General features: G+C 57.0%; 22 protein-coding genes and 1 tRNA gene. 15 read left to right on the forward strand and 8 right to left on the reverse strand.

The window, feature by feature from the left end; translation table 11 throughout:
• Positions 1-4 precede the first annotated feature (4 nt).
• The 3 genes from IPM50_10340 to murA are packed head-to-tail and all read right to left on the reverse strand — an operon-like array spanning position 5 to position 2,570.
• Complete coding sequence (locus tag IPM50_10340) at positions 5-898, reverse strand: tetratricopeptide repeat protein (protein ID QQS32071.1); 894 nt, start codon at positions 896-898, stop codon at positions 5-7.
• A gap of 16 nt (positions 899-914) precedes the next feature.
• Positions 915-1,259, reverse strand: coding sequence for a histidine triad nucleotide-binding protein (locus IPM50_10345; protein ID QQS32072.1), 345 nt, complete (start codon positions 1,257-1,259; stop codon positions 915-917).
• 3 nt (positions 1,260-1,262) lie between these two features.
• Entirely contained in the window at positions 1,263-2,570 is a 1,308-nt protein-coding gene (murA, locus tag IPM50_10350) for a UDP-N-acetylglucosamine 1-carboxyvinyltransferase (GenBank protein QQS32073.1), read from the reverse strand.
• 165 nt (positions 2,571-2,735) lie between these two features.
• Here murA and IPM50_10355 point away from each other — a divergent pair, with 165 nt between their 5' ends.
• From IPM50_10355 to IPM50_10375, 5 genes are all read left to right on the forward strand, one after another.
• Positions 2,736-3,332 (forward strand): sigma-70 family RNA polymerase sigma factor, encoded by a 597-nt coding sequence (locus IPM50_10355; protein QQS32074.1) that lies wholly within the window; start codon positions 2,736-2,738, stop codon positions 3,330-3,332.
• A 69-nt stretch (positions 3,333-3,401) separates the two neighbouring features.
• Positions 3,402-3,893, forward strand: a complete 492-nt coding sequence (locus tag IPM50_10360) for a carboxypeptidase regulatory-like domain-containing protein (protein QQS32075.1) — start codon at positions 3,402-3,404, stop codon at positions 3,891-3,893.
• Between the two features lie 85 nt (positions 3,894-3,978).
• Entirely contained in the window at positions 3,979-6,762 is a 2,784-nt protein-coding gene (locus tag IPM50_10365) for a CHAT domain-containing protein (GenBank protein ID QQS32076.1), read from the forward strand.
• A gap of 42 nt (positions 6,763-6,804) precedes the next feature.
• Positions 6,805-8,259 carry a S8 family serine peptidase gene (locus tag IPM50_10370; GenBank protein ID QQS32077.1) on the forward strand — a complete coding sequence of 485 codons (1,455 nt, stop codon included), beginning with the start codon at positions 6,805-6,807 and terminating at the stop codon, positions 8,257-8,259.
• Positions 8,260-8,418: 159 nt separating this feature from the next.
• Entirely contained in the window at positions 8,419-10,596 is a 2,178-nt protein-coding gene (locus IPM50_10375; protein ID QQS32078.1) for a CHRD domain-containing protein, read from the forward strand.
• A 164-nt stretch (positions 10,597-10,760) separates the two neighbouring features.
• Here IPM50_10375 and IPM50_10380 read toward each other — a convergent pair whose 3' ends face one another.
• From IPM50_10380 to IPM50_10390, 3 genes are read right to left on the reverse strand one after another with little or no spacing between them, the layout of a single operon-like run.
• Entirely contained in the window at positions 10,761-11,303 is a 543-nt protein-coding gene (locus IPM50_10380; GenBank protein QQS32079.1) for a DinB family protein, read from the reverse strand.
• On the reverse strand, positions 11,300-12,574 hold the full coding sequence (locus IPM50_10385; GenBank protein QQS32080.1) for a hypothetical protein: 1,275 nt from the start codon (positions 12,572-12,574) through the stop codon (positions 11,300-11,302). Before IPM50_10385 ends, IPM50_10380 begins: the two co-directional genes overlap by 4 nt.
• Before the next feature lie 3 nt (positions 12,575-12,577).
• Positions 12,578-14,440 carry a M61 family metallopeptidase gene (locus tag IPM50_10390; GenBank protein QQS32081.1) on the reverse strand — a complete coding sequence of 621 codons (1,863 nt, stop codon included), beginning with the start codon at positions 14,438-14,440 and terminating at the stop codon, positions 12,578-12,580.
• Between the two features lie 96 nt (positions 14,441-14,536).
• Between IPM50_10390 and IPM50_10395 the strand changes: the two genes are divergently transcribed.
• Entirely contained in the window at positions 14,537-15,790 is a 1,254-nt protein-coding gene (locus tag IPM50_10395) for an MFS transporter (protein ID QQS32082.1), read from the forward strand.
• On the opposite strand, the gene IPM50_10400 is transcribed toward IPM50_10395, so the two are convergent.
• Positions 15,783-18,749: a PAS domain S-box protein gene (locus IPM50_10400; protein ID QQS32083.1), complete on the reverse strand. Its 2,967-nt coding sequence runs from the start codon at positions 18,747-18,749 to the stop codon at positions 15,783-15,785. The genes IPM50_10395 and IPM50_10400 overlap by 8 nt on opposite strands.
• A gap of 204 nt (positions 18,750-18,953) precedes the next feature.
• Positions 18,954-20,663, reverse strand: a complete 1,710-nt coding sequence (locus tag IPM50_10405; protein QQS32084.1) for a TonB-dependent receptor — start codon at positions 20,661-20,663, stop codon at positions 18,954-18,956.
• A gap of 156 nt (positions 20,664-20,819) precedes the next feature.
• On the opposite strand from IPM50_10405, the gene IPM50_10410 reads away from it, so the two are divergent.
• From IPM50_10410 to IPM50_10450, 9 genes are all read left to right on the forward strand, one after another.
• Positions 20,820-20,910, forward strand: a tRNA-Ser gene (locus IPM50_10410).
• 73 nt (positions 20,911-20,983) lie between these two features.
• On the forward strand, positions 20,984-22,537 hold the full coding sequence (locus tag IPM50_10415; GenBank protein QQS32085.1) for a glutamate--tRNA ligase: 1,554 nt from the start codon (positions 20,984-20,986) through the stop codon (positions 22,535-22,537).
• A 34-nt stretch (positions 22,538-22,571) separates the two neighbouring features.
• Complete coding sequence (locus tag IPM50_10420) at positions 22,572-22,811, forward strand: DUF433 domain-containing protein (protein ID QQS32086.1); 240 nt, start codon at positions 22,572-22,574, stop codon at positions 22,809-22,811.
• The gene (locus tag IPM50_10425; GenBank protein QQS32087.1) at positions 22,795-23,127 is read left to right on the forward strand and encodes a DUF5615 family PIN-like protein; all 333 of its coding nucleotides are present in this window, start codon (positions 22,795-22,797) and stop codon (positions 23,125-23,127) included. The genes IPM50_10420 and IPM50_10425 overlap by 17 nt, the downstream gene beginning before the upstream one ends.
• Positions 23,128-23,179: 52 nt before the next feature.
• Positions 23,180-23,944: a hypothetical protein gene (locus tag IPM50_10430; protein ID QQS32088.1), complete on the forward strand. Its 765-nt coding sequence runs from the start codon at positions 23,180-23,182 to the stop codon at positions 23,942-23,944.
• Positions 23,941-25,212 carry a glycosyltransferase family 1 protein gene (locus IPM50_10435; protein QQS32089.1) on the forward strand — a complete coding sequence of 424 codons (1,272 nt, stop codon included), beginning with the start codon at positions 23,941-23,943 and terminating at the stop codon, positions 25,210-25,212. Before IPM50_10430 ends, IPM50_10435 begins: the two co-directional genes overlap by 4 nt.
• Entirely contained in the window at positions 25,209-25,619 is a 411-nt protein-coding gene (locus IPM50_10440; GenBank protein QQS32090.1) for a cupin domain-containing protein, read from the forward strand. The genes IPM50_10435 and IPM50_10440 overlap by 4 nt, the downstream gene beginning before the upstream one ends.
• Entirely contained in the window at positions 25,616-26,074 is a 459-nt protein-coding gene (locus tag IPM50_10445; protein ID QQS32091.1) for a hypothetical protein, read from the forward strand. Before IPM50_10440 ends, IPM50_10445 begins: the two co-directional genes overlap by 4 nt.
• Before the next feature lie 17 nt (positions 26,075-26,091).
• Positions 26,092-26,484 (forward strand): DUF1801 domain-containing protein, encoded by a 393-nt coding sequence (locus IPM50_10450; GenBank protein ID QQS34503.1) that lies wholly within the window; start codon positions 26,092-26,094, stop codon positions 26,482-26,484.
• The last annotated feature ends 131 nt before the right edge of the window (positions 26,485-26,615 follow it).

Below are 26,615 nucleotides of genomic sequence, written 5' to 3' on the forward strand. Positions count from 1 at the left end.
CGGGTCAGTTGTTGCGATTGGCAGGACGTGCGGGCGTCCGGTTCGGTGTCGGCTGGCTAGCGGGCCTGTTTGCCGGGGGCTGCGTCTTTGCGGAATTCGCCGCCGGCGGTTTCGGCGATGTATTCGCTCCGCCGCCGTCCGTGCCGGCGGAGTTTGCAGCGGTATTCGAAGCGGTGTTCGATGGAGTATTGGTGTTGCCTTTCGGCGAGACGTATTCAACGCGGCGGCGGCCTGCCTCTGCCTCTTCGAGCAGTTCATCGGCGCGCACGTTCTCGGGATCGAGTTCCAGGGATTTTTTCAGCGGCGCGATAGCTTCGGCGTAGTTGGCGAGTTTGATACGAATGGCGCCGAGCTCCATCTGATATTCGGGATCGTCGGGTTTGATCGCGACCGCTTTTTTGAACGCATCCTCGGCTTCCTTGTCTTCCATCAGCTTGGCGTAAGCCCGGCCCATATTGTAGAAAGCGACGTCATCCTTCGGATTTTCCTTGATCCATTTTTTGTAAGCCTCGATGGCTTTTTCAAACGCACGTTCCGAGCTAGTCTTTCGCGGCTTTCCGCTGTCGTCGGTCGCGGGCTCCAGTTCGATGCCTGCCTGCGTCGCCTGAAGCTGCTGCAGGCCATACGCGATGCCGAGCTTGAAATAGGCCTCACCTAGGTCGGGGTTGATCTCTACTGCGCGTTCTAAATACAAGATCGCGGCCTCGACGTCGCTTTCTTCGAGCAGACGCGAGCCTTCGGTGAGGGCTTCGTTGGCGTCAGTGATCTTTGCTGCGGGGTTTTCTGCGGCCGGAGCAACGTCAGTATTGGAATTTGCGGCCGGCGAGGACCACCATGAACAGCCTGCCATTGAAACGGTCAGGCACACCACGAACAACGAAAAACGCACGAACGCCATACAGAAATATCCTACATTATCCGGGCGGGAAGACGAAGGTTCTGCCGGCCAGCAGGTGCACGTGCAGGTGAAAGACGGTCTGGCCGCCGTCGGCGTTGGTGTTGATAACGACGCGGTAGCCGTTCTCAGCGAAACCGTTCTTTCGTGCGATGTCGGCTGCTGTGGCGAGCAAATGGCCCATCAGTGCGGCATCGCCCGCGGCCGCCTTGTCGAGCGAATCGATGTGGACACGCGGGATGATCAGGATGTGAACGGGAGCCTGCGGGCTGATGTCGTTAAAGGCGACACACGCGTCGTCCTCGTGAACGAGCGTAGCGGGAATCGAGCCGGAAGCTATCTTGCAGAAAAGACAATCACTCATATATCACATTCCCGAACCGGCCTCATCGGCCGAATCAGCGATACCGCCGGGAATTCGTTCGATGTCGCCTCCCAGAGAGCGCAGCTTGCGGACTATGCGTTCGTAGCCGCGGTCGATGTGGTAAACGCGGTCGATCAGCGTCTCGCCTTCTGCACATAACGCAGCCAGCACAAGTGATGCCGAAGCTCGCAGATCCGAAGCCAGTATCGGTGCTCCCATCAATTTACGCGGGCCTATCACTTCCGCGGTATTGCCCGCGACGTGTATCTCGGCGCCCATACGAACAAGCTCCGATGCGTGCATAAAGCGGTTCTCGAAAATCGTCTCGGTAATATGCGAAGTGCCTTCGGCCTGCGTCATCAGCGCCATATATTGCGCCTGCATGTCGGTCGGGAAAAGCGGATGCGGTTCGGTCGTGACGTCGCTCGCACGCAGCCCCGCCGACGAACGGCGAACCAGCAGCGTGCTCTGATTCAGTTCCTCTATCTCGACGCCGGTTTCGCGGAGCTTATCTATGACGGCGGTCAGGTGCTCGGGCCGGCAGCTTTTTATCTCAAGCTCTCCGTCGGTGATGGCCGCAGCGACGATGAAGGTGCCCGTTTCGATGCGGTCGGGAATGATCGTGTGCTCTGCACCGCCGAGGCCTTCGACGCCGTCGATCTCCATCACGGGCGTGCCGGCACCGCGGATGCGGGCTCCCATCTTGTTCAACAATTCGGCGAGGTCCTCGATCTCGGGCTCCATCGCGGCATTGCGGATGACGGTGCGGCCTTCCGCCAGAACCGCCGCCATCATCACATTCTCAGTTCCCGTTACGGTGACCTTTTCAAACTCAAGTTCGGCACCTTTCAGGCGTCCTTGCGGAGCGCGTGCGACGACGTCGCCGCTTTCGAGCGATACGACAGCACCGAGCTGTTCAAAAGCCCGCAGATGCAGGTCGATCGGCCGCGTTCCGATGGCACAGCCGCCGGGCAGGCTCACCTTTGCCTGGCCGAAACGCGACAGCAGCGGCCCGAGAGCAAGCACGCTGGCACGCATCGTTTTTACGAGATGATACGGCGCTTCAAAGATATCGACGTTGCGTGCAGATACCTTGTGCGTGCGGAGTTCCGGCGTCAGCACGGTCGCACCTAGGTCTTCGAGCAGACGCCGCTGTGTGATCAGGTCCTTTACATACGGGACGTTGTGCAGCGTGACGGTCTCAGGCGTCAGCAGCGTCGCGGCAAGGCACGGCAGGGCGGAATTTTTCGCTCCGCCGATCTCGATCTTTCCCTTAAGCGGCTTGCCGCCGCGCACCAAAAACTTGTCCATCTATGCCTCTTTCGCGACTCGGCCCGCAAGTTCACAAAACTTTATGTTACCGAAAACGGAATGTTATCATACCGAGCAACGGCGAGGTAAGCAAAACGCGGAGCATTTGTTATCCGTGCGTCTGATCACGCTGACCGGATGTTTTGATCGCTGCATAGTATTGGTTTGACGACTTCGAATACAAATGAATTTGAAAGCTCACGCTTTTCGCGTGCGGACGCCGACCTGGTCGCTCGCTGCCGCCGCGGCGATCAGTCGGCGTGGGACGAGATCGTGGACAAATACCAGCGACTGATATACGCCGTTCCGATGCGTGCAGGGCTTAGCGAAGAGCAGGCTGCGGACGTGTTTCAGGAGGTGTTTCTGACGCTGTTCAACAAGATCGACGAGATCGAACAGCCCGAGCTGCTGCGTTCGTGGATCGTCACCACCGCGAAATTCAAGACTTGGGGCATCATACGCGGCCAGAAAGGGAAATATCCGCCGGCCGACGAGGATGAGATGGAGAACGAGATGGCAAACCTCAAGGACTCGGCCCCGCTGCAGGACGAGATGCTGATCGAACTCGAACAGCAGCATCTGATCCGCCGGGCGCTTGCCACCCTCGAAGAAAAGTGCCGAAAAATGCTTTCTTTGCTTTACCTCAGAGAACCTGCGGCCAGCTATGCCGAGGTGGGCAAGGCAATAGGCGTCGGCGAGACCAGCATCAGCCCGCTGCGTTCGAGGTGTCTGAAGAAATTGGAAAAGATATTGCGAAGGTAAGTGTCTTTTTGCCGCGTTCAGCGGCACTGTATTAGCGAGTAGGGCAAACGGCCCGAAGGATAGTTTGGAATGAGCAGCCTGTTAGAACAAAGATTGGATAAGATCATCGGCTTGATGCGGAACGACCGCTCGACCGACGCGCCGGCTGACGCGATCATATACGCAAAAGGGCTGATGAGGTCGCGGATCACGGCTGCAGAGCCCGGCATAGTCGAACGCATCGTCGCCGTGCTCAAGATGCACCTGGAGCCGGGCAAGCCGGCATTCGGCGAGCGTTCTGCATCAGCCGCCTCGGCACGGCAGATGCTTTTTGATGCGGGTGCTTACGCGGTGGATATCCGCATAACGAAGGCCGGACGCAGTTACGAACTGCGGGGGCAGATCATAGGCGGCGAAACGTCGTCCGCCGAAATAAGGCTCACCAGAGGAAATAAGACACTGCAGACACGAACTGACGAGTTCGGAGGCTTTAGATTTGAAAAGCTGCCGGCCGGCGAATGCGAGATCGCTATCGTCCTCAGCGGCAAGGAACTCGTCATCCCGCAAATAACGGTCGAGTAGATCGGCCGCCCCGCATACGATCTTCGCAATTCCGGGCGGTGTCGGCTTAAAACATCGCCCCTTCATTAGCGTATTATCATTCCTGATGCGCAGATCGCAGTTGGCTGAAAGTTTGGCGGCGTCTCCTACGGCGAAGGGCCGCACAATTCTGCTCAGGCAAAACAGCAGGCTCGCCGACGCACGCCTCGCGGACGAGATACGCAAGCTCTGCTACAAAGCTTGGGCGAGCGATACGAAAAAAGTAAGGCCGCTAGCACGTGCGGTCGCATCACTGGCCAAGTTCAATAACGATCCAGCGATCTCTGCGACTGCGAACTGGACCGCCGGCATCGCTGCCATCACTTCCGGCCAATTCGAAAAGGCGGACGACAACCTCAAACGAGCTTCAGAATTATTTTCCGGCGGATCCTCGGCCGCTGAGTCCGCGGCGGTGAATGTCGCACGCCTGATCTGTTTGGCGATGTTGGGCCGCTACGATGAGGCGATCGAGATCGGGCAGAGCACCAAGAAGATATTTGCGTCGTTGGGCGACCACCTGGCAAAAGGCAAGGTCGAGATGAACCTCAGCAACATCTTTGCTCGCCGGGGCTCGTTCGACGATGCACTTCGTTACGGAACGGCCGCGCGGCTGAGTTTCCTGACAGCGAACGACCGGCGATGGCTGGTCATGGCTGAGAACAGCCTCGCCAACACGCTTGCGGACATAGGTCGCTACGGCGAGGCCGAGCAGATGTATGAATCGGCTTTGGCAAATGCCGCCGCCGGCAAAATGGACGTTACCGCGGCGGAGATCGAGGCGAGCATCGGTCATCTCGCGGTCATACGCAGCCGCTTTGCCCGCGCATTGCATTTTCTGGAGCGTTCCCGCGGCCGATATGACGAACTGAAAATGCCGCATCAGTCGGCCATCGCGGACCTTGAGATAGCCGATATTTACGCTGAGCTGGGACTGAGCAGCCAAGCCGTCGAGCTTTACCGCCGATCCGCCGCCGCATTTCGCAGGTTCAGGCTGCGGGCCGAAGAGGCTCGTGCCAGGCTGGCCTTGGGGCGGGCGCTTTCGGTTTCGCAGGCACGCGGAGCTGAAACGGAGCTTGCAGCCGCTGCCGGGCTTTTTGCAAAAGAAAAGAATAGTGGCGGTGTTGCCGCCGCCCATGCCGCATCAGCCGAAGACGCCCTGCGCCGCGGACTGCCCGAGCACGCGCTCGAAATGTTAGCTAAATTTCGGCGAACGGATATCGCGGACCCCAGGACACATGCTGCCGCCGCCCTTACCGAGGGCCGTACGATGCTGAGGCTCGGCCGCCGCAGGCCCGCGGCCAAGGCCGTTGAAAAGGCGTTGTCCGCCGCACGCGAGCACTCACTGGATGACCTAGTTCGTGCAGCGTATGAAGCTCTCGGCGAAATTCACGAGTCAGTCGATATCGATAAGGCCGTCTCATATCTCTACTCCGCCGTTGAGGCCGCCGAACGTGCGGGTAGCTCGGTCGCCGGGGCCGATCTGGGCCTTGCCGTCGCCGCAAAGAACGCCGAGTGTTACGATTCGCTGACAAAGCTGCTGCTGAAGCAGGGCAAGTACGAAGATGCGTTCAGAATTGTCGAAAGAGGCCGCAGCAGGGACCTTTTGAACGCGATGAGCGCAGGCACCGCCGGCCGCCGCAGTTCGAAATTGAAAGACGCCGCGAACGAAATGCGGCGCGAACTCAACCTGATCTATTCACGGCTGGCATCCGAAACAGGCGACGAGGCAGAGCGTCTTTCCGCCGCCGCGAAGCGCAAGGAAAAGGCACTTGCGGATATGGAAAGGCGGTCGAGCAGCCTGAACATTCAGGAAAAAGGTGTCCGAAGCATTAATGCCGGCCTCTCCGCAAACGACATCGTCAGCGCAATTGCCCGCGGTCGGACGCTGATCGAATATGTCGTTTTGGACGGCATGATCTCTGCGTTTTCGGTATCAAACGGCAAATTGCGGTATTTTGAGGGACTTGCGACGGCCGCTGAGGCAGCGGCATTGATGGACGAACTGCGGTTCGGTTTCGGAGCGATGCGTTACGGCGGCGAGTTCGCGGCGCGTTTCGCGGAGAGTATCAAGCAGCGGTCCGACGCCTGTCTTGCAAAACTGTACGGCCTGCTGATTCGGCCGTTGGAAGCCGTGCTGAGCAAAGAACTGCTGATCGTGCCGGCGGGCGTGCTGCATTACATTCCGTTCAACGCGTTGTTCGACGGTTCATCATATCTTGCAGAGAAATACACGGTGACCCTAGCGCCGAGTGCGTCGGTTTGGCATCGGCTTAAGAACCGCCGGCCCGCCGCGAACGGTGAGATGCTGATCATAGGTTACGCGGACGAAAAGATACCTCACGTGGATGCTGAGGTCGCCGCAATTGCGGCAACGGTCAAAGGTGCAGTGAGATTCAGCGGAAAGCGGGCGGCTTACGACGCATTCATGAACAACACTGCGGGCCGGGAATTTATACATCTGGCCTGTCACGCCGATTTTCGCAGCGACGACCCGTTCTATTCGGGCCTGCACCTGGCCGACGGCTGGGTGACGGTCCGAGACCTCGTATCCGAAAAGATCTCGGCACGGCTGGTTGTGCTGAGCGCGTGCGAAACGGGCATGAGTGACGTTCGGGCCGGCGATGAGGTGGTCGGGCTGTCGCGAGGGTTTCTGGCGGCCGGTGCATGCGGGCTCGCGGTCAGTCTGTGGGCCGTGAACGACCGTTCGACCGCCGAACTGATGAAACATCTCTACGCCGAATTGCAACGCGGTGCCACAGCGGCCGCATCACTAAGGCAGGCGCAGATGAAAATGATAGGACGCGGGCATTCGCCATACCATTGGGGAGCTTTCGTCTATTTGGGAAAATAATTTTTGCCCACAGTGTCTTTTCTTTGCGGTAAGATGCACTGTATGGGAAACGCCCGTCCGCAGACGCGCCATTCAGGCGGCCCGGCGGGCGAGATGAGGGGAACAGTGACGCCCAATAAATTACTAACAATTGCGATCGCACTTTTTGCTATAGCCTTGTCGCCTTTGCCGGCGGCCGCCGATAAGAATGCGGAAGGCGATTGTTCATGCGTTCCGGGTCAGGTCATCGTCCAGCTGGCAAATTCCGCTGACCTGAACGCCGTTGCGGCGCAGTACGGGCTGAGTTCGACGCCGATATCACAGGTCGCGGATCCATCGATCTATCTGATGAATATCACATCGGGCCAGACGCCCCAGCAGGTCGTCGCGGCGATGACAACGCCGGCCGATCCTCGCATCGTTTTTGCCGAGGTGAACCGAAAACTCTCAAATGCTGAACGCGAGGGCCTTTCGTGGACACAGGGCCGTTCGTGGGCCATTGGCCGTTCGTGGGCAATAGGCGGCAGCTCGAAAGGCTTTGGAAAGCAATATTTTCCGAGGCGAATTCGCCTCAACGAGGCATTTGCGGCGGCAGGGACACGAGGGCTGCGTATAGACAACGAAGCTCCCGTGGTCGTCGCGGTGATGGATACCGGCATCGACCTTTCGCATCCGGCTTTCGCGGGCCGGCTTGTACCGCAGTCGCAGATGTGGGATTTCGTCGATAACGACAATGACCCGAGCGAGGTCGGACAGCTGCGGCAAGATCCGTCCTACGGACACGGAACGCATGTGGCGGGCATAATCGCCCTGACGGTTCCCGATGCCAAGATAATGCCCATCCGCATTCTGGGGCCCGACGGTTCGGGCGAGCTGTGGCGTATCACCGCGGGCTTGATCTGGGCTGCCAATAACGGTGCGGACGTTGTGAATCTGAGCATTGGCTATCCGGAAAGGGTGCGGCTGCTGAAGGATCTGCTGGATTGCGTTGACGTCGGAACGACGCCGACCGGTACGACCTTTCCCGAGATCGGCACCAAAAGGCTTGCCGTCGCTGTGGCGTCGGGTAACGGCGGAAATTCCACAATGATCTATCCTGCCGCCGAACAGGCTGACGGCATGCTGTCTGTCGGGGCAAGCACCCGCTACGATTCACTGGCACCTTTCTCTTCTTACGAGCGTTCCTGGGTCGATGTCACGGCTCCCGGCGAGGACATCGTCAGTGCACTGCCGGGCGGGCGATACGGTGTTTGGTCCGGAACGTCGATGGCCGCTCCGATAGTCGCCGGCATAACGGCACTGGTCAAGGCACGATATCCGACCACGTTCCCGACGCCGCATGACCTGCTGGACCGCGTGAAGGAAACCGCAGTTGATAAACGATTCAATCTGCAGCCCTTCGGCGAGGTCCGGCTGAAACGCGTAGATGCGCTGTGTGCCGTTACCAATAACCAAAACTGCCCTATTCCTCAAAATGCAGGCCTATTCTCCGGCATCGAGGCGTTTTCTGTGAGATAGTCGTCGATCTTATCAGTTCACCCCGATCCGAAAGGAGGACGCAGAATTGATCTGCGTCTTCTTTTTTTTTCGCACCGTGTCTTTTTTGTCTGTCCCGCTGCACTGTAGCTATGACGACATTCGGCAAACCGAATTAAGAATCAAATGGCAGGTAAAAAAATGAATACGAATACAGTAAAGACAATGGCCTTTTACCTAAAGGCATCTGCGGTCGCACTCGGGATCGCTCTTTGGGCGTTCATGCCCGTGTTTATCGAAGCGATCAAAGCTCAGAGCGGAGTGCCGATCGTCGTACGCACGGCGATCCTAGCATCGCCGACCGGCAGCATAAATCCGCACGGCGATGCCGAATGGCAGCTCTACTCCAACGGTGACCGCGAGATCGAGGTCGAAGTGGAAGATACGAATTTTGGCACCGGAACTGCTCTCAATGCCGTGGTTGACGGCAATGTGATCGGCCAGATCTTTATCGAAAGCGACGGCCGCGGCAAGATCAAGCTGAAGACCAGCCTCGGACAGAACGTCCCGAATACCGTCGACGGCTCGACCGTCGCCGTAATGAACGGCTCAACGGTCGTCGTAGCGGGCGTATTCGGCGGCGGCGGTTCGACACCATCGCCAACGGCCTCGCCTTCCACATCGCCAACGGCTTCACCCTCGACATCGCCGACGACGTCGCCGACAGCGAGCCCGTCACCGTCCACATCACCGACCGGAACGCCCTCGCCGTCACCTTCGGCATCGCCGAATAATGATATCGTCGCCGGGCTCAGCGGGCCCGTGCTCAACGGCGTTGTGCCCTTCGGCTTTGCGACATATGAGATCCACAGCAGCCGTCGGGAACTCGAGGTCCGCCTCCGGCAGATAAATCTGCCCATCGGCACGACCGTTACTTTTGACGTGAACGGAACGCAGGCAGGCGCATTTCAGATCGAAAGCGGCGGCGAAGCGAGGCTCAGGCTTCGCAGCGACCAAGGCGCGACCGTGCCTGTGGTCACGCCGGGAATGTCGGCTGCCGTCAAACACAACGGTTCGGCTATTCTGACCGGAACCTTCGTCGCCGGCGGAGCTACGCCTTCACCATCGCCGTCGCCTTCGCCCTCAGGCACTCCTACGGGAACGCCGAGCCCGAGCCCGAGCGGCACGCCTTCGATGGGAAGGTCCTTCGAAGCGCACCTCAACGGCAATAGCGTCGTTCCCGCGGTCTTCACGCCTGCGACCGGCGAACTGAAAGTTTCGCTCAATGCAGACGAAACGGTAGCGACCATCTTCGGTGAATTTCACAACCTGATGAGCGATCAGACAGGGGCCCGCATTGAGACGGCCATCGGATCGGTGACGACCATACTCGACCTCGGAGTTGTAGGCGGACGCAACGGCAATTTTGCTGCGAGGACGTTTCCGGTATCGGCGATCCAGGTCCAGCAGCTTCGTGCAGGCCTGTGGTCGACTGTCATAACCAGCGTTAATAATCCCAACGGCGAGATCAGAGGCTCGTTCCGTGCCCGCGGCGGCGAAAGCGACCTGGACGGCGACGGCAACGATGACCTCGCGGTCTTTCGTCCGGCGACCGGCGAATGGTTCGCATCGAACAGCAGCGGCAATTCAGGGTTTACGTTCGGCGGCAGCGGCGATCAGGTGGTTTCTGCTGATTACGACGGCGACGGCGTAACGGACGCTGCCGTATATTCGAACTCCGGCGGCTATGGCCTCTGGCAGATCCGACGCAGCAGCGACGGCGGCATCACATACGGCAATTTCGGGCTCGCGGACGATATGCCATTGCGGGGCGATTTCGACGGCGATGGCAGGAACGACCTTGCAGTATTCCGCCCGTCGAACGGCATTTGGTATATTCTCCGCAGCGGCGGTGCAGGCGTACGCCACATCTCGTGGGGCATGGCCGGCGACGTTCCGATGCCCGCTGACTATGACGGTGACGGCATGACCGACGCGGCGGTGTTCCGTCCCTCGAACAGCACGTTCTACTACATCCGCAGCAGCGACCGCCAGATCCGCATCACCGGCTGGGGCATCGCGGGTGACGTGCCTGTGCTGGGCGATTTCGACGGCGACGGCAAGAACGACATAACCGTTTATCGCCCGTCGAACGGAACGTGGTACTCGCTTCGCAGTTCGGACAACACAATTGCTATCACCGGCTGGGGAACTGCGGGCGATATACCGGTCGCGGGCCGCTACGACGCGGACGGCAGGACCGATATCGCGGTGTTCCGCCCGTCGGACGGCAATTGGTACATTCTCCGAAGTTCGGACAATACCATTCAGATAGCTAACTTTGGTATGGCGGGCGACGTTCCGCTGATAGCGAGGTAGTTGATCTGACGACGGCCGCCGTGATCTTGGCCGGCAACTCAAATATTACGGCGGCCATCAAATTGATGAGTTTCGGGCTCATGTTGAGGTGAGCGAGCTATCATACAAAAAGCCTGAAACGTTAAGCTCCGGCAGGATACACCCTCCGTCCTGCCGGGGCTTTTTTATTTGCGGATATCTGCGAGCATTCGCTCGATCTGTGCCGTGTGGCGAAACGCGTGCAGCCCCGCCATCGCCAGCCAGTCTGCCGCTGTCAGCGGACCGAAATACGGGTGCGGGAAATGGTGGTTTGAAAGGTCGTATTTCGCCATCTCTTCACGCAGCTCTTCAAATGCGGCCTCGCTTGCCGCAAGGCGTTCGATCGACTCTGCAACCGAGACCCCGCCGGTCGGCTTGACCTGATCGGGAGCTTCTACTTTTCGGCCCGCCGACACGGCAAGCTGTTCGCGAAAACTCTGCGAGATCAGCGGCCCGCCGCTGTATTCTATGCCGTCCTCGCGTGCCGCCCGCAACAATCTCGAACACAAACGCGACATACCGTGTTCCACTATCGCGACGTGTTCAGCGACGTGGGCTATCGTCCAACCGCCGGGTTGCTCGTGCCGTTCTTCTTCGGGCGAGACGGTTTTCAGCAGTTCGACCATCCGAGCGCGGAATTCGCCGTTTTGGCCGTATATTTCATCGATGTTGGTAGGTGTCAGATTCATTGTTTTGGGGTTGCGGCCTGCGGCGAAAAGACGACGCGGTGCCAGCGCGCAAAACTTTGCACGCTCTCGGTCTCCACCTTCATCTTCTTTAGGAACGCTGTCTTGAAATACAGGATATCGTCGGCCTGCCACGACAATTCCACGATCGGATTGAATGAGACCAGATCCTTTTCATCCGGCAGTGTCGAGGTTGGCCCGGAAGGCGTCTGAGCAGTGTTCGAGACGCCTTCGGTGTTCGCGGGCTCCAGTGACTGCCGCTGCTGCTGATCGTAGGCCTGCGACGAAAGCAGGAGCTGGTTGCGCAGCGGTATCGCCGCCTGCGTCGGATTTGTCCCTGCCGCATCATAAATGCGGATCTGAACGCCGTAGCCGACCGCGACCTTTGACGAATCAGGCGACCAAACAGGAAAAACGGCTGTCAGATTATCATCGAGCCGGCGTTCGCGGCCGTTTCGTTCGATCATACGGGGACGGCCCTGCGGGACCATCGTCTCGCCCTTATTGTTCGCCGAAACGTCCAAGACACGCCATTCATATTCGGTCGCGGCAAGTGCGACAAGAGCCGAACTGTCCGGCGCCCACGAATAGTGATAATAAATGAGGCCTTCGGTCTGCGTTACGGGCCGCGTGCCGCTGCCGTCGGCATTGGTCAAATAGATCTGCTCGGTGCGAAGCGTCAGTATGCCCGTCGGCGGCGGCGGAAGTTCGCGTGCCTGCACGGCAGCCTGCGGTTCGGGTTCAGGTTCTTCGCTCTCGGCCGGCGTTTCGGCGGGTGTCGCAACTGCCGCAGGCGTCGGTGCGTCCGTGGTTTCCGTCGGCGGCTGAAATTTGCGGAACAGGGCGCTGAAAGCTATCGAAGATGAATCGGGCGCCCAGCGGATCGAATCGGGAAAACGCACGGCCATCTGGTCCGACGTTATGCGGTTCAACAGCTTGCCGTCCGCCGAATACATATCCAGGCGATATTCCGACGGTGTATCGCTGACGCGGTGATAGACCGCGACGACGTGCTTCTTGTCCGGCGAGGTTATCGTGCTGTCCAGCACGTCTGCCGGCCGGCCCGAATCAAAGTCCGACTGCACGGCGGCGTTGCGTTCCCACGCGGAGCGGTCGTCCGTTCCCGCGGGGCCGGGCACGTCGGCCTCGTAGCGGAAATTCAGATTCACCGCCGGAATATTGCGGAATGCGGTCGCGACGGGCTCCTTCTTATCAGGGGCCGGCGTGCAGGCCGCGATCAACGCGATGAGAATTAGCAGCGTGAAATGACGCATAGTTTACATATCGCGGCCAAAGTATTGACGATAAAGCCTTTGCTGCTGATCGCTCGGCTGTTCGACGGGAGCAAAGCTGAGTTCTTTCCGCGTATTTGCGCCCAGCGTGAATTCAATTTCACGAAGGCGGTCGTGGCGGAATATCGTCAGCCGCACCTTATCGCCGGGCTTGCGTTCGCCGATGTATTGTGTCAAAAAGCTCTGCGAAACGCGATAGCCGTCAACCGCGACGATCTGGTCGCCGGCGTTCAGTCCCTGATCGTATGCGGGCGTTCCTGCGGGGACGCTGCGTATGTTGAGCCGCCCTGCGTCCTCGACCATATCCGCACCGATATACGCACGTTTTGATGAAGGCTCCGATGTTATAGACCACAGCCCGATCGCGGTCGTTATTGCTGAATAATCGATGTCATTGCGGCCGCGGACGTATTTTGCGAAAAATTCGTCCAGGCTCTTACCCGCGAATTTCTCGCACGCCGCCTGAAAATCCGCTGACGTGAAATTGCGGCCCTTTTTCGCGAATTCGTCGTTCAAATGGCGGAAAACGTCATCCAGCGAATGTTTGCCGTCAGACGCGGTGCGGATCGAGATGTCGAGCATCATATTCACGATCTCGCCCTTGTCGTAATACGAGACCTGATTGTTTATCGCATTCTCGTCCTGCCGATAGTATTTGATCCAGGCGTCAAAACTGGCCTCTTCCAGGCTCGTCTCCAATCGTCCCGGCCGGTTCTCGAGCTGCGTTATCAGCCCGGCAATGGCGTCGAGCATCCCGTCCGGCGAGAGAAGTCCCGCACGCATCAGAATGATGCCTTCGTAATAGGCGGTTGCACCTTCGGCGACCCAGAGCAGACGCGTATAATTCTCGCTCTCATAATCGAACGGCCCCAAAACATCGGGACGAATGCGTTTTACGTTCCAAACGTGAAAGAATTCGTGTGCGACGAGGCGCAGGAAATTCGTATATCTCGTCTCGTTGCGAAACGCGAAACGGTTGGCCTGCAGCGCTGTCGAATTCATATGCTCCAAGCCGCCGCCGCCGCGTGTATTCACGATGAAAAGGTAATCTTCGTACGGCAACTCGCCGAAGATCTTGTAGCATTCCTCGATGATCTTCGCGGTGTCCGCAGCGAGTTTGTCGAGGTCGTAGTTGCCGTCGCCCGTTACGACGTAGCGGTGCATTTTGCCGCGCACCTCGAAACGCTTCTCTTTAAAATCGCTCACCTCAAAAGGCGAATCGTACAAAATATCGAAATTCTCCGCCTGAAAAGTATTTTCGCTGCCTGCAACTGCGGGCAAGCCCGTCGCGACACGCCAATTGCCGTAAGGGTTTACCTTGACCGTAGCGGGAACGTTCAGGTGATCTTTGATAAAGAAAAGCAGTGCGGTATTGTTCCAAAACGCATGCTCGTAGTTCAGCTCGTTGGTGCGAACGGTCAGCTCATTCGAATAGACCTTGTAGCTGGCGGTGAATTGTTTCACGCCCTTCGTATCGACCTGCCATGTGTTCTTGTTCGCCTTTGTCCACTCCAGCTCGCGCCCAGCGGCGTCGCGGACGGCAAACTGCTGGACGTGGCGTGCGTATTCGCGGACCAGATAGCTGCCTGGCGTCCAGACGGGCATTTTCAGCTCGGTCTTGTCAGGAGCGTTTTCCCAGCGGACCTGCATCTCGACCTCAAGCAGATGCGTCCACGGGCGAGGCATCGAAACGGTGAACGCGATATCGGGTGGTGCGGGCTTTGCCGCAGCGGGCTGTTTGCGTGTGTTGGGGGCCGGTTTTCGCTGTGCCTGCGTCTCTTGGTACATAACGAACAGGCTCACGAAAATGAGCCCGATGAATACTTTAATACTAATTTTTTCAAACATTTAATGAAACTCGCGCACTCGGCGTGCTAACATCTCGTTTTTTGTTATCTTACTATAAAAACCGCATGTGTTCAGGCGAGCCGCAGCGGGCGTGATATGCAGACTGCAGGACAAGGCGACAACGGCATACAGCCGGCAAACGAGCGATTTTTCACGCCGCCGCTGCTCATCATCTTTCTCACGATCTTTATCGACCTTGTCGGTTTCGGCATCGTCATTCCGCTGCTGACGTTTTACGGCGAGGAAATGGGCGCTACGCCGCTCGATATCGGGCTGCTGGTCTCGTCGTATTCGCTGATGCAGTTCGGCTTTTCGCCTATTTGGGGAGCGTTGTCGGACAGATTCGGGCGGCGGCCGATCTTGTTTCTCACCATCTTAGGAACGAGCGTCGGTTATCTCGTCCTGGGACTCGCTACGAGCCTGTGGATGGTTTATGCGGGGCGTCTGATCTCCGGCATCGCAGGCGGCAACCTTGCCACCGCGCAGGCATACATCGCGGACGTTACCTCGCGTGAGAACCGTGCTCGCGGAATGGGCCTGTTCGGCATGGCGTTCGGCCTCGGATTCATCATCGGGCCGGCTCTCGCGGGCGTGCTGAGCAAATTCGGGATGCACGTGCCGTTCATTTTCGCGTCGGGATTGAGTTTTGCGAACGCCGCACTGCTCTATTTCATCCTGCCGGAATCGCTTAGTCCCGACCGCGTGGGCGTGAAACGCGAAGGCCGTCTGCGGCAGATGTGGTCGTCGATCAAGAACCCGATACTCGCTAAGATCTCGCTCGATTTCTTTCTTGTCGTTACGGCATTCTCGATGATGACGACGGCGTTCGCCTATTACACGATGGTCAAATTCGGTTATGACGCCGAAAAGACGGGCTATCTCTTGGGCTTTGTCGGCCTGGTCGCGGCGGTGATGCAGGGCGGCGTATTCGGTGTTTTGGCGAAGCGTTTCGGCGAGGTGCCGCTGATCGCTGTGGGCTGCGTGATCTTGACAGCGAGCCTTGTCGCTGTGCCTTTCGTCAGTGCTGCGAGCGGCGGTTTGCCGATGCTGTTGATCGGTATCGCTGCGTTCGCTATCGGCAATTCCATTTCATCGCCCGCATTGACGAGCCTTGCCTCAAAATCTGCCAACGAAGCCGAGCAGGGACAGGCGCTCGGCATCATGCAGTCTTTTGCAAGCCTCGCACGCGTGATCGGCCCGCTGCTGTGCGGGCTGCTGCTCAACAATCAATTCAACCAAGTGGACGACGCGACGATACTGCGGACATTCTGGACGGCCGCAGGCATAATGGTCGCGGCTCTTGTCGTAAGCCTATTTCTTAGAAGAGTTCCGAAGGAAAAATTTAGCTGACGGCCAGGCGGCGGCCTTTCTTTTCGGCATTGGGGAAAGCGAGTGTGAACGTGGTGCCGCGGCCTTCTTGGCTTGTGACCTCGATAGTTCCGGCGTGTTCCTGAATGATGCCGTACGATACGGCGAGCCCGAGTCCCGTGCCGTTGCCGACGCCCTTTGTCGTAAAGAACGGATCGAATACCTTTGACAAGTTCTCTTCCGGAATGCCCTCGCCCGTGTCCGAGACCTCGATAACGACGCCGTCGCCTTCTGCCCTGGTTCGCAGTGTAATGGTGCCCCCGGCGAACATCGCGTCGCGAGCGTTCAGGATCAGATTCGTGAAAACCTGCTGCAGCTTGCCGCCGTTGCCGTAGATCGGCGGCGGCGAATCGGCGTATTCCTTGACGACCTCGACGCTGCCCTTGCGCATCTGCGGTTCCAGCAGCTGGAGCGTATCGTTGAGCAGTTTGTTGACGTCGATCTCGGTGAACTCTTCCGATGTGCCGGTGCGTGAGAAATTGAGCAGATTGCCGACGATGTTGGTCGCACGCTCGGTTTGGCGGTGCATCTTTTCGAGCAGAGCGTGTTTCGGATCGGTCTCGGGGATCATGCCGAGCAGCATCTGCGTGTAGCTGGAAACACCCGTGAGCGGCGTATTCACCTCATGAGCGACGCCCGCCGCCAGCAGTCCAATGCTGGAGAGCTTTTCGCTTTGCTGCAGCGATTCTTCGAGCTTGACACGGGACGATACATTTTCGAGGACGATGATCGCTCCGGTCTGCTGGCTCGAAACTGAACGAAGCGGTGCCACTGCGACGTTGATTATGAGTGACGCTCCGCTGCGGTCGAATGTATGCAGTTTGTAGGCGTTGCGGATCTCGGTCAGGTGCCACCGCGATTTGCCGAGGATGGCCTCGATGTTCTGCGACAAACCGGGCTCGAAAACGTCCTCGACGAGCTGCCCGACAGCCTCGTCGCGGCTGAGGCCCATCATTTCCTCGAATGTCGAATTAGACCGCGTGATGCGTCCCGTTTCGTCCACAGCGAGCAGGCCTACGTTGACCGATTCGACGATGGATTCGTTGAATTCCTTCAGCAGTGCCAGCTCTTCGGCGTGCTGCCGCTGCTGGCCGTACAGCCGGCTGTTTTCGATGGCAACGGCGATATAGCCTGAGATCGCTTTGATGATCTCAAGGTCTTCTGACGAAAGCAGCGATCCGTCGCTGGCGCGTCCGAGGCCGATGACCGCGACCATTTTGCCGCCGGCGACGCACGGCACGAAATAATGCAGCTCGTGGCGGACGGGCAATGCAGAATTTCCGTTCACGGCAGCCTGCGGGGCCGGTTCCTGAATATCGAGTTCATCCACACGAACGATGCCGCGTGCGGCGGAACGCTGACGGATCATCGTTCGAAAATCCTGCGGAATTCGATATTGCTCGCTGAGGCCGTGTGCCTTTGCGATGCGGTAATGCGAATCTGCCGTCTCGTCCTCGAGAAATATGGCGACCTTTTCAACGTCCAGAACTTGACGCAGGCGTTCCGCCAAGCCGTCAAGCAGCGGGTCCAGCGCGGTCGTCGCCGACAGCGTTTTACCGAAATCAAGCAGTCCTTGCCGCAGATCGTAGCGTTCGCCGTAAAAGAAACGGTCGGCACGCTCGGACAAGAATTTCTTCAGCGGTTCGCTGAGCATGATGATGGCGCCCATCGCCACGACGGCGATGATGGCACGCAGAGCTATCTCGACGGTCGAAAGGTCCTTGCCGACGGCGAGAAAGACCAGGCCAAGGGCAACGCCGCCGACCATCATTGCGATGAACAGTGTGGTCAGAGCATAGACCAACGCACGCCGTACAACGACGTCCACGTCCATCAGACGGTATCTGACGACCGAATGTCCGAAGCTGAGCGGGATCAGCGCCAGCGGCAGCGTGGTTATCGCGGTGCTGAAGTTGTCGTCCGGTATTTGAATGGCAAAACGCTCGACAAGCTGCATCAGCACGACGGGAACGATAGCGGCAATGGTGCCCCACATCGTCCATTTCAGCCGTTGACGCACCAAAGGCTGCTTGCTGGTAAAAACACGCCAAACAAGCACCGCCGCACCGGCGGAAACGCCGACCACAAAATGCAGAAAGTTGAAGCGAAACAGCAGGGAAAAGAAATTGAACCGGTCGCTCAAACGGGCGATAGCCTCAGTGACCGAAGATTCGGGAAAGAACTGCGGGACCAGCGATACAAAGGTCAGCACGGCCGCAAAGATTGCCGCCGGGACATAAAGTATGTAAGTATTCCAGGGTTTTTCGGAAAGGACGTCGCTGCGGACCGGATACCTGATACAGAAATGCAAGAATAGCGGCACGAAGAACGCCAGAGCAAAGTTATCCAGCAGATCGACCGCCAGGTCGAAATCCTTCGCGATGCCGATAGGCCTGTAAACGTGAAACACAAAAGCCGCGAGGCACACCATCGCGAAATGCAGAACGAACGGAGCCCTGCTGCCTTGTTTGAACAGCACAAAGAGCCCGACACCTAGCCAGACAAATCCGACTATCGACAGAAATATTATCGAGGGCGTCCAGCGTTTGACGGGGTCGATGTTCCTGAGGTCGGCGAAATAGAAATTGTCTGCAAAGGAATACGAGGGCCGCTGATAATAGTAGGTCAGGCTGCCGCCCACGCCGGCTATCTCGAGATACATCTGCACATCGGCGGGCGAAAGCACCTCGTCGGTCGTGTCGTTCTCAAGTGCGATGCCGAGGAGTTTGTCGCCTACGGCGATGCCGGCCCGCGAGCCCGCGAGGTCAGGGATGACCTTTTCCGCATAGGTGCCGTCCTCGCGGTGGACCCAGAGAACCCCGTCGGTCGGAGGCATCGACTGAAAGGCGCGCTGGGTCATGTTGAGAGCCCCGGCAGCGACCAGCAATACGGTCGCAAGCAGCCAGATCAGGCTCCAACTTGTCAGCACTTTGTCCTTCATCAAAAAGGGGAGACCTCTCCTGCGGTCTTTAACGCAAAGAGCGTTCCAATGAACACCCCGATGCGCCGGCCATAAATATACGCTGTAAGCATACTATTTTCAGCGGGTTAAGGAAAGAATTGCATGCTGTTGCGGCGTCGTGGAAAAAACTCCGCGGAAAGGCATCCGAGAATTTGGACGAACCTGTAAACAAATGGAAATAAACTAGAAACGCACCTGGATGCCGCCCATCAGCATTCTTCGCTGTGAGCTTAAACGGAGCAGGCCCTCGTCGCTGGCGGCTGCCGCCTGCAGGTCAAACAGGTTACGTGCGTCGATGATTGCCTCGGCACGTATGGGAAGGCCGAGCGTCGGAAGGTTTTGAGTGACGTAAACGCTAAGGCCGGGATCGTAGATCGCCAGACGGCCTTTGAACGGGTCGATGGCAAAGACCGTTGCCTGCGGTGACAAACGGTAGATCGTGCGGACGCTCGTTCCCGACCGAAGGTCGGCGGAGACCTGTGCGAAGAAAGACTGGAAAATGTCGTTCTCAAAAACGCTTTGCGGATCGGTAATACCGGCGGCAGACAGCTTTTGCCCCGCACCGTAAGAATATCCCGCTGATGCCGAGAACGGCCCGTTCAGGCGGCGGTTGTAAACCACGCGAAATCCGCGTGCCGCGCCCTGCTGTGATGCGGTCATGTCGCTGATGCCGACGCCTTCGAGCGAAGTCAGGTCGAATGTGTTGATGCCGACGCCGCGTCCCTGAACAGTGTCGAAAAACACTGCGGCATCGATCGAAGAACGACTGTCGAGAACACGCTCGATCCCGAATTCCAGCCTCGAGCTGCGGTTCATCTGCGGCTTGCCCTCTACAAAGGCAAGATCCTCGATGGCGACAGGCTCGGCAAATGCGAAGCTTGCGCCCTCAAGTTCCATCGCGCGTGCCCAGCTTCGTTCTACGGTCTGCGGTGTGAACGAGGCCCTGACGCGGGTTTTTGAGTCTGCGTCGAACTGCAGGCCGAACCTCGGGCTGATCGCCGAATCGCCGCCTGAGCCGACGAACCGCGAATAATCAAGGCCGTAAACGACGATGATGCCTTCGCGGACGCGCCACTCGTCCATCGCTTGGAACGTAGCCTGGCCGAGCGTGTCATTGGTACCCGTCAGGATGCCGAGTTTGCTGACCGAGCCGGTCACCCTGAAATTATGTGCTCCGGCGCGATAGTTCAGCGTGGTTTCAATTCGCTGCGGTGCCGAGCGGCCGATACCTGTCTGTCCGGCGAGGATGATATCCAGGTCTCGATTGATCGGAATGAGCGTTGCGGCGTTGAGTCCGGCGAATGAACCGCCACGATTGGCCGCAAAATAGCTCTCTGCGATGGTCTGGCCTTTTCGCGTTGCATCGCGTTCGTCGTGGACGGGCTCTTCAACTATGGGCTCTTCGCCCTCGGTATTCTGGTAGATCGAACGGTTTATCTGCGACGCGCGGATGCGCCACTTTGAGCTGTTGCGGTCAACACGGCTTTCGGGCATCGTATTGCCGGCGCCGGCTCGTTCCAGCTTGATGCCGTAATTGAGTTCGGCGGCACGGCCGACCTCGACACCCAAAAGGCGTGCCGGCGTAAAGCCGTTCGCGACCGCGGTCAGCGTGTAGCTGCCGGGCAGGACCTTGAGCAAAAAGCTGCCGTCCTTGCCTGCGGCGACCTGTCGAAAGAGCTTTGACGTAGTGTTTCGGATGACTGAAACGGTCGCTCCCGAGATGGGCGAACCGGCGGCGTCGCGGACGACGCCTTTGATGATGCCTATATTGCTGCCGCGTTCGGCCGTTGCGGTGACCTCGACGGTTTCGGCGGCGAAAACGCTTTGCGCCGTAAAGCCCGCCGCTGCCAGAGCGACGGCCAATACCGATCTGCAAATTAGCCTAAAACGCATAAGTGCCCGCAATACAAGCAACTTTCGTATTCTGTTACCAAAAATCAAGCGTGTCAAGCCCTTGGGGCAACGTGAACGTCTGCTGTTTGGGATGCGATTAACTTGACAAAGTTTGCCCTCAGGCTAGAATTAAGTCTTGCTTTTCAGCGTTCTACCGGAGACGTGGCTGAGTGGCTGAAAGCGGCGGTTTGCTAAACCGTTGTACTCCAAAAGGGTACCACAGGTTCGAATCCTGTCGTCTCCGCCATCAAGATCAGCGGCCGCCTGCACAATCGGGCGGCCTTTGCGTTCTATGCGGCTTTCCGTGAAAATCATCGTTTATGACTACTCGCGTTAGATTTGCACCGTCGCCCACGGGTTATCTTCATATTGGTTCGGCCAGAACCGCTTTGTTTAATTACCTTTACGCTCGCCACACCGGCGGCAAATTCCTGCTTCGCATCGAGGATACAGACCTCGCACGCTCGACCGAGGAATCGACGCGTTCGATACTCGACGGGCTCGAATGGCTTGGTTTCGCTCCTGATGAGGAGATCGTCTTTCAGTCCGACAATGCCGACAAACATCGCGAGACGGCTCGAAAACTGCTTGCCGAAGGCAAAGCGTATCGCGATTTCACGCCTAAAGAAGCACCGTCCGACGCCAATGTGAAGGACGCGATCAAGGAACGCGCACGCGCGAATCAAGGCGAAAAGAATATGCGAAACAACCCGTTTCGCGATCTGCCGCGTGAGGAGTCGGACGCCCGAGCCGCAGCAGGCGAGCCATTTGCGATCCGGCTCAAGGTGCCCGATGTCAGAACCGGGAGCGATAGCGACTGGGCTTCAGCTTCAGGAAAGACAAGTTTTGAAGACGCTGTTTACGGCCTGCAGGAACGCGATTACGCCGAGACCGAAGACCTCGTTTTGCTCCGCAGCGACGGGCATCCGCTCTACAACCTCGCGGTCGTATGCGATGACATAGAGATGCAGATAACGCACGTCATCCGCGGCCAAGATCATCTGACGAATACGCATAAACAGATCCTCATTTACGAGGCTCTGGGCGTCACGCCGCCGACATTCGCTCATCTGCCGCTGATCATGGCGCCGAACAAGGGCAAGCTCTCAAAGCGAAAGCACGGCGAGGTCGTCTCGATGACGACGTACCGCGACGCAGGGTTTCTTCCAGAGGCATTTCGCAACTATTTGGCATTGCTCGGTTGGTCTGCCGGTGAGGAACAGGAGATCTACACGCTCGATGAACTCGTCTCAAAATTCTCGCTAGACGGCATTCATCGATCGAACGCTGTGTTCAATTTCAGCCCCGACGACCCGCGGAAATGGACCGACGACAAGGCCATTTGGATGAACGCCGAATACATCCGCACGATGCCGCTCGCCGATCTGCTTCCCCACGTCAAGGCAGAACTGAAGGCCAACAAACTCTGGCGCGAGGAATACGAAGACGAAGACCGTGCGTGGTACGAAAAAACGGTGGATCTCATCCGCGCACGCTTCTTCACGCTCAAAGATTTCTCGACCCAAGGCCGTGCGTATTTCAGCGAAGATTTCGATTTCGACCCCGCCGCGATCGCGAAAAACCTAACGAAATTCCCCGAACTCCGCGAGTGGCTCCCCGAGCTCGCAGACCGATTCGAGGAGGAGTTTGACGGGACGCAGGCTGCCAGCCTGCAGTATTCGGAAGAAAACATCGAAACCGTCGTCAAAGCCTTCACCGAAGAAAAAGGCACAAAACTCGGCGTCATAATGAACGGAGCCCGCACGCTCCTAACCGGCGTCGCTGTCGGCCCATCAATGCTCTCGGTTTTCGAGATCATCGGCCTCGAACGAACCCTGATGCGCCTGCGCAGTCAGGTGGCTTGGAATTTGTAACAAAGAATGGGTCAACCTTTGGTATAGTTAGGGAATGGATTACCGAGAGATCATAACCATCGAACCAGGTAAGCGAAGCGGAAAGCCGACGATCCGGGGCATGCGGATCACTGTTCAGGATGTTCTCGAATATTTGGCCGGTGGTATGACTGAAGCAGAGATCCTCTCGGACTTCCCAGAGCTTAACCGCGACGATATTCTGGCCTGCCTGGCGTTTGCAGCGGATCGGGAACGACAATTAGCCATTTTGCCGCAATATGAAATTGCTGCTTGACCAAAACCTTTCTTGGAAGCTTGTAGTAGAACTCCGCGAAAGCTATCCGGACTCAGAACATATCAAACAGGCTCTATCGACCTCCGCCGATGATCGGGCCATCTGGGATTTCGCTCGAGACAATGACTTTACGATCGTAACGAAAGACGACGATTTTGTTCAGCGAAGCATGCTGCTCGGCCACCCGCCAAAAGTGGTCTGGATCAGACTGGGTAACTGCAAAACAGATGAGATCACCCGATTGCTACTGGGTTCTCTCAATGTCATGATAGCCTTCGCAAACGATGAGGAAAAATCGTTGTTTGCTTTGCCATGACTCGATCTGCGGGGAACTGGCGAATTCACGTAATATCTGAAACAAGATTCGTATGTGGCGCATACAGAACCCGATAATCCGTCGAACAAAACTCGATTTCACAAGTTCTGAACAGGGCTTTAGGGAAGTTTCTCAACTGGTATTCGACGGTGTCGTGTTACTAAACGCAATCGAGTTGACTGACTGGGAAGCCGATGGGACGCAACTCATCATTTGCGACCGTTGCGGTTTTACGCACTGCGAAACAGGTGGATGGGCAAACGTTCGGAAAGCTGGAGACTACGTGTTTGTTCTTCCCGCCTTTAATCTTCTTGAATCTGGTAGCAATTCCGACGAATACGCCCCGCCGCCGTATATTCGAAAATTTGGCGTTCCATATTTCAGCGTAACGCAATATGGAGAACTTGTTGCAACGAAGTTGGGCTTTCCGGAATACGATACGATTCTACCGATGGAAATGCGCGATGCAGTGCGGATAGTGCAACTTGAGACCCCTTATCGAATATTTGGTGAACCGCCGACAGTAGACCTCAAGCCCGACAAAAAGGCTCTAGCAATAGCGTCGAGCGAAGGTGAGCCACACGAACATTTGAGGAATATAGAAATACTTTTGAAGGTTCACTATGATGATCGTCGATCTGCCCAACTCCGGCCAATGACTGTAGACGAGAAGATCATTTCGATTTTTCTAGATGCGGATGTTTTCATTGACTGGAAACCACTTGCGAAGGGTCCAAAAGGCTGGCTTCTCACGTTGGAAGACAATTTTGTTATAGAACCGATTAGTTCGCACGAGGATTCACCGTCCGTCCAATGAAAGCCCTTCTCATCTCAATGGGAACGCGTGGTGATGTCGAGCCGTTTTTGGCGGTGGGCGAGATACTTGGCGAGAGAGGTTGGGAGGTCGTTTGCCTGTTTCCTGAGCAGTTTCGCGGGATGACGGAGGCGATGGGGTTTCGGTTCCACGGGTTTAGCGAAGAGTTCCTGAAGCTGATCGAGGGCAGCGACGCAAAAGAGATACTTGGCGGCGAGGGCGGCGCGTTCAGCCGTGTAAGAAACTGGGCGACGCTTGCCCGCAGCGGTATGAAGCTCGCGGCCGAATCGGTCGAGGTGCAGCATCGCATTCAGCTCGACGAAGCTCCTGACCGCATCATTTATCACCCGAAATGCAACACAGCGATCGTCTGGGGAATGGCGAATCCGGGCAAGGCGATACAGTTGGCACCGATCCCGGGCCTAGTTCACGCCGTCGATGAATTTGCACCGATGTGGAAGGACTTTGGCAGATCGATCAACCGTGCCAGCTATCGGCTGATCAACTGGTTCAAAGCGTTCGCGGTAAAGAAATTCACGAAACAATTCACAACCGATCTTGGCTTTAAGAAACTCACCGTTGCTGAGATCAACCGGGCGTTACTCGAAACCGAAAAGACGATCTATACCGTCTCGCCAAGCCTATTTGATCGGCCGGCATACTGGCCCGAGACGGCGCGGGTCGTCGGCTATTTCGAACGTGACAAGGCCGTCGGTTGGCAGCCGGATGAGCGGCTGCTCGAGTTTCTAAAGGCGCACGACAAGATCGTCTTTATCAGCTTTGGCAGTATGACGAATACAAAGCCGCTTGAGAAAACGCGAGCGATCGTCAATGTGTTAAAACGAAACAATATTCCCGCGATCATCAATACATCCTGGGGTGGACTTTGCGAGATCGATGACGCGCCGGAGCACGTCCTCTTCGTAAACGATGTGCCGTATGATTGGCTCTATCCGCACATTTACGCGGTCGTTCATCACGGCGGTTCGGGTTCGACTCACATGGCTTTGAAATACGGCTGCCCGAGCCTCGTCGTGCCGCACGCTCTCGATCAACCGTTCTGGGCGAGGATCGTTCACGAAAAAGGCGCCGGTCCCGCGGGGCTGGCGATCAGCAAACTCACGGAGCTAGATTTCGAACAAAAGTTGCTAGATCTTTATGATAATCTTGATCATGGAACGAACGCTGAGCGGATCGGTCTGGCAATGTCGTCAGAAGCTGATGCCGGGAAGCTGTATCAAATCATAGTTGGCGACATCGAGAGATCATGAAAGGCTATAAATCAAACATTGAGAAAGAAACACTAAAGAATAAGAATTTTCGAAAGGTTCTTTATACGTCCGCATATAGCCAATTGGTACTAATGAGCATCAAGCCGAAGGAAGAGATCGGCTCTGAAGTGCATGCGGAGAACGACCAGTTCCTGCGTTTCGAAGGCGGCACCGGGCGTGTAATGGTCGATGACAATAAGTACACTGTTAAAGATGGCGATGCGGTCGTCATTCCCGCGGGTGCACGGCACAATGTGATCAACACGTCCGCGACTGAAGACCTGAAGATCTACACGATCTATTCACCGCCGCATCACAAAGACCAGATCATACGTAAGACAAAAGAAGAAGCCGAGGCGAACGACGAGGAATTTGACGGCAAAATGACCGAAAAGCGGAAGAGATGATAGACACTCGTGCCCTGTTTCACAAGATCAGCTATTTGCAATATCCGCTGTTTGCCGTGGCGGTTTTTTATGCATTCAAGCCGTATATTGTCGGGTTTGACACCGTTTGGGCAAATCTGAACAACGTGCTGGTATTCGGTGGGTTAGGGATCAGTCTCTCGACGCTCCAGGACACGACCACTACGCAGAACGAGTTTTCGCGTCGGATCTGGCAGAGCCCAACAAAGGGAAAGATCGCTCTCATACTGATCGCAGCAATGGCGTTCCTGTTCGTTTTCATCGGCTTTTTTGGTATTTACGTTTCTCACAGTCCGATCCTGAAAGAATTGTCGCTCGGAACGATCGTCGTGGGTATCGGCGTCATTGGCCTGTTGAAAGCCGCGATCGAGATGTTCGAAAATCATCGCATCGACAAGAATCCTGTTAACGAAGGGGACGACCCGCCGAGTTCCTGATGCTTGCAGACGAGGGAATGAACAAAGATATTCAGGCATATAACGACGTCCAAACACCGGAGGAACGTGAGGTCTGCAACGCGCTTGCCGAAGCTATCTCGCGCGGATTGCCAAAGGCCGAGAACAAGATCTGGCACCGCCATCCGGTTTGGTTTCTCGACGGCAATCCGATCGTCGGTTACAGCAAGTTGAAGGCCGGCATCAGGCTGATGTTCTGGAGCGGTGCCGATTTTGACGAAGAAGAGCTCAAACCGCGAACCGGTAAGTTTAAAGACGCCTCCGTCACCTACACCTCCGCCGACCAGATCAACCCTAAAGACCTGAAACGCTGGTTAAAGAAGTCCAAAGAGATCCAGTGGGACTACAAGAACATCGTCAAACGAAAGGGCCGCCTGGAACGATTAAAGTAGTATTGACTTCGCAGGCAAAAACGGCTTGTTTTATCTTCGCCGTTGCCTAGGCTATTCATTAGGCTGAACGGGTTTTGTGTCAGGCGGGGGGAGCACTATCGTTGTTGTAGTTATGCCTTAGGGTGTGAGGC

Source organism: Acidobacteriota bacterium (assembly GCA_016700075.1).
In the GTDB taxonomy this organism is placed as follows: Bacteria; Acidobacteriota; Blastocatellia; order Pyrinomonadales; family Pyrinomonadaceae; genus OLB17.

Coding starts and splice junctions, on each gene's coding strand:
- IPM50_10385 (QQS32080.1), bottom strand. CDS start 12,574: ATGCGTCATTTCACGCTGCTAATTCTCATCGCGTTGATCGCGGCCTGC.
- IPM50_10445 (QQS32091.1), top strand. CDS start 25,616: ATGATAGACACTCGTGCCCTGTTTCACAAGATCAGCTATTTGCAATAT.
- IPM50_10395 (QQS32082.1), top strand. CDS start 14,537: ATGCAGACTGCAGGACAAGGCGACAACGGCATACAGCCGGCAAACGAG.
- IPM50_10435 (QQS32089.1), top strand. CDS start 23,941: ATGAAAGCCCTTCTCATCTCAATGGGAACGCGTGGTGATGTCGAGCCG.
- IPM50_10420 (QQS32086.1), top strand. CDS start 22,572: ATGGATTACCGAGAGATCATAACCATCGAACCAGGTAAGCGAAGCGGA.
- IPM50_10450 (QQS34503.1), top strand. CDS start 26,092: ATGAACAAAGATATTCAGGCATATAACGACGTCCAAACACCGGAGGAA.
- IPM50_10425 (QQS32087.1), top strand. CDS start 22,795: ATGAAATTGCTGCTTGACCAAAACCTTTCTTGGAAGCTTGTAGTAGAA.
- IPM50_10380 (QQS32079.1), bottom strand. CDS start 11,303: ATGAATCTGACACCTACCAACATCGATGAAATATACGGCCAAAACGGC.
- IPM50_10415 (QQS32085.1), top strand. CDS start 20,984: ATGACTACTCGCGTTAGATTTGCACCGTCGCCCACGGGTTATCTTCAT.
- IPM50_10360 (QQS32075.1), top strand. CDS start 3,402: ATGAGCAGCCTGTTAGAACAAAGATTGGATAAGATCATCGGCTTGATG.
- IPM50_10400 (QQS32083.1), bottom strand. CDS start 18,749: ATGAAGGACAAAGTGCTGACAAGTTGGAGCCTGATCTGGCTGCTTGCG.
- murA (QQS32073.1), bottom strand. CDS start 2,570: ATGGACAAGTTTTTGGTGCGCGGCGGCAAGCCGCTTAAGGGAAAGATC.
- IPM50_10370 (QQS32077.1), top strand. CDS start 6,805: ATGGGAAACGCCCGTCCGCAGACGCGCCATTCAGGCGGCCCGGCGGGC.
- IPM50_10375 (QQS32078.1), top strand. CDS start 8,419: ATGAATACGAATACAGTAAAGACAATGGCCTTTTACCTAAAGGCATCT.
- IPM50_10430 (QQS32088.1), top strand. CDS start 23,180: ATGTGGCGCATACAGAACCCGATAATCCGTCGAACAAAACTCGATTTC.
- IPM50_10440 (QQS32090.1), top strand. CDS start 25,209: ATGAAAGGCTATAAATCAAACATTGAGAAAGAAACACTAAAGAATAAG.
- IPM50_10365 (QQS32076.1), top strand. CDS start 3,979: ATGCGCAGATCGCAGTTGGCTGAAAGTTTGGCGGCGTCTCCTACGGCG.
- IPM50_10405 (QQS32084.1), bottom strand. CDS start 20,663: ATGCGTTTTAGGCTAATTTGCAGATCGGTATTGGCCGTCGCTCTGGCA.
- IPM50_10345 (QQS32072.1), bottom strand. CDS start 1,259: ATGAGTGATTGTCTTTTCTGCAAGATAGCTTCCGGCTCGATTCCCGCT.
- IPM50_10390 (QQS32081.1), bottom strand. CDS start 14,440: ATGTTTGAAAAAATTAGTATTAAAGTATTCATCGGGCTCATTTTCGTG.
- IPM50_10340 (QQS32071.1), bottom strand. CDS start 898: ATGGCGTTCGTGCGTTTTTCGTTGTTCGTGGTGTGCCTGACCGTTTCA.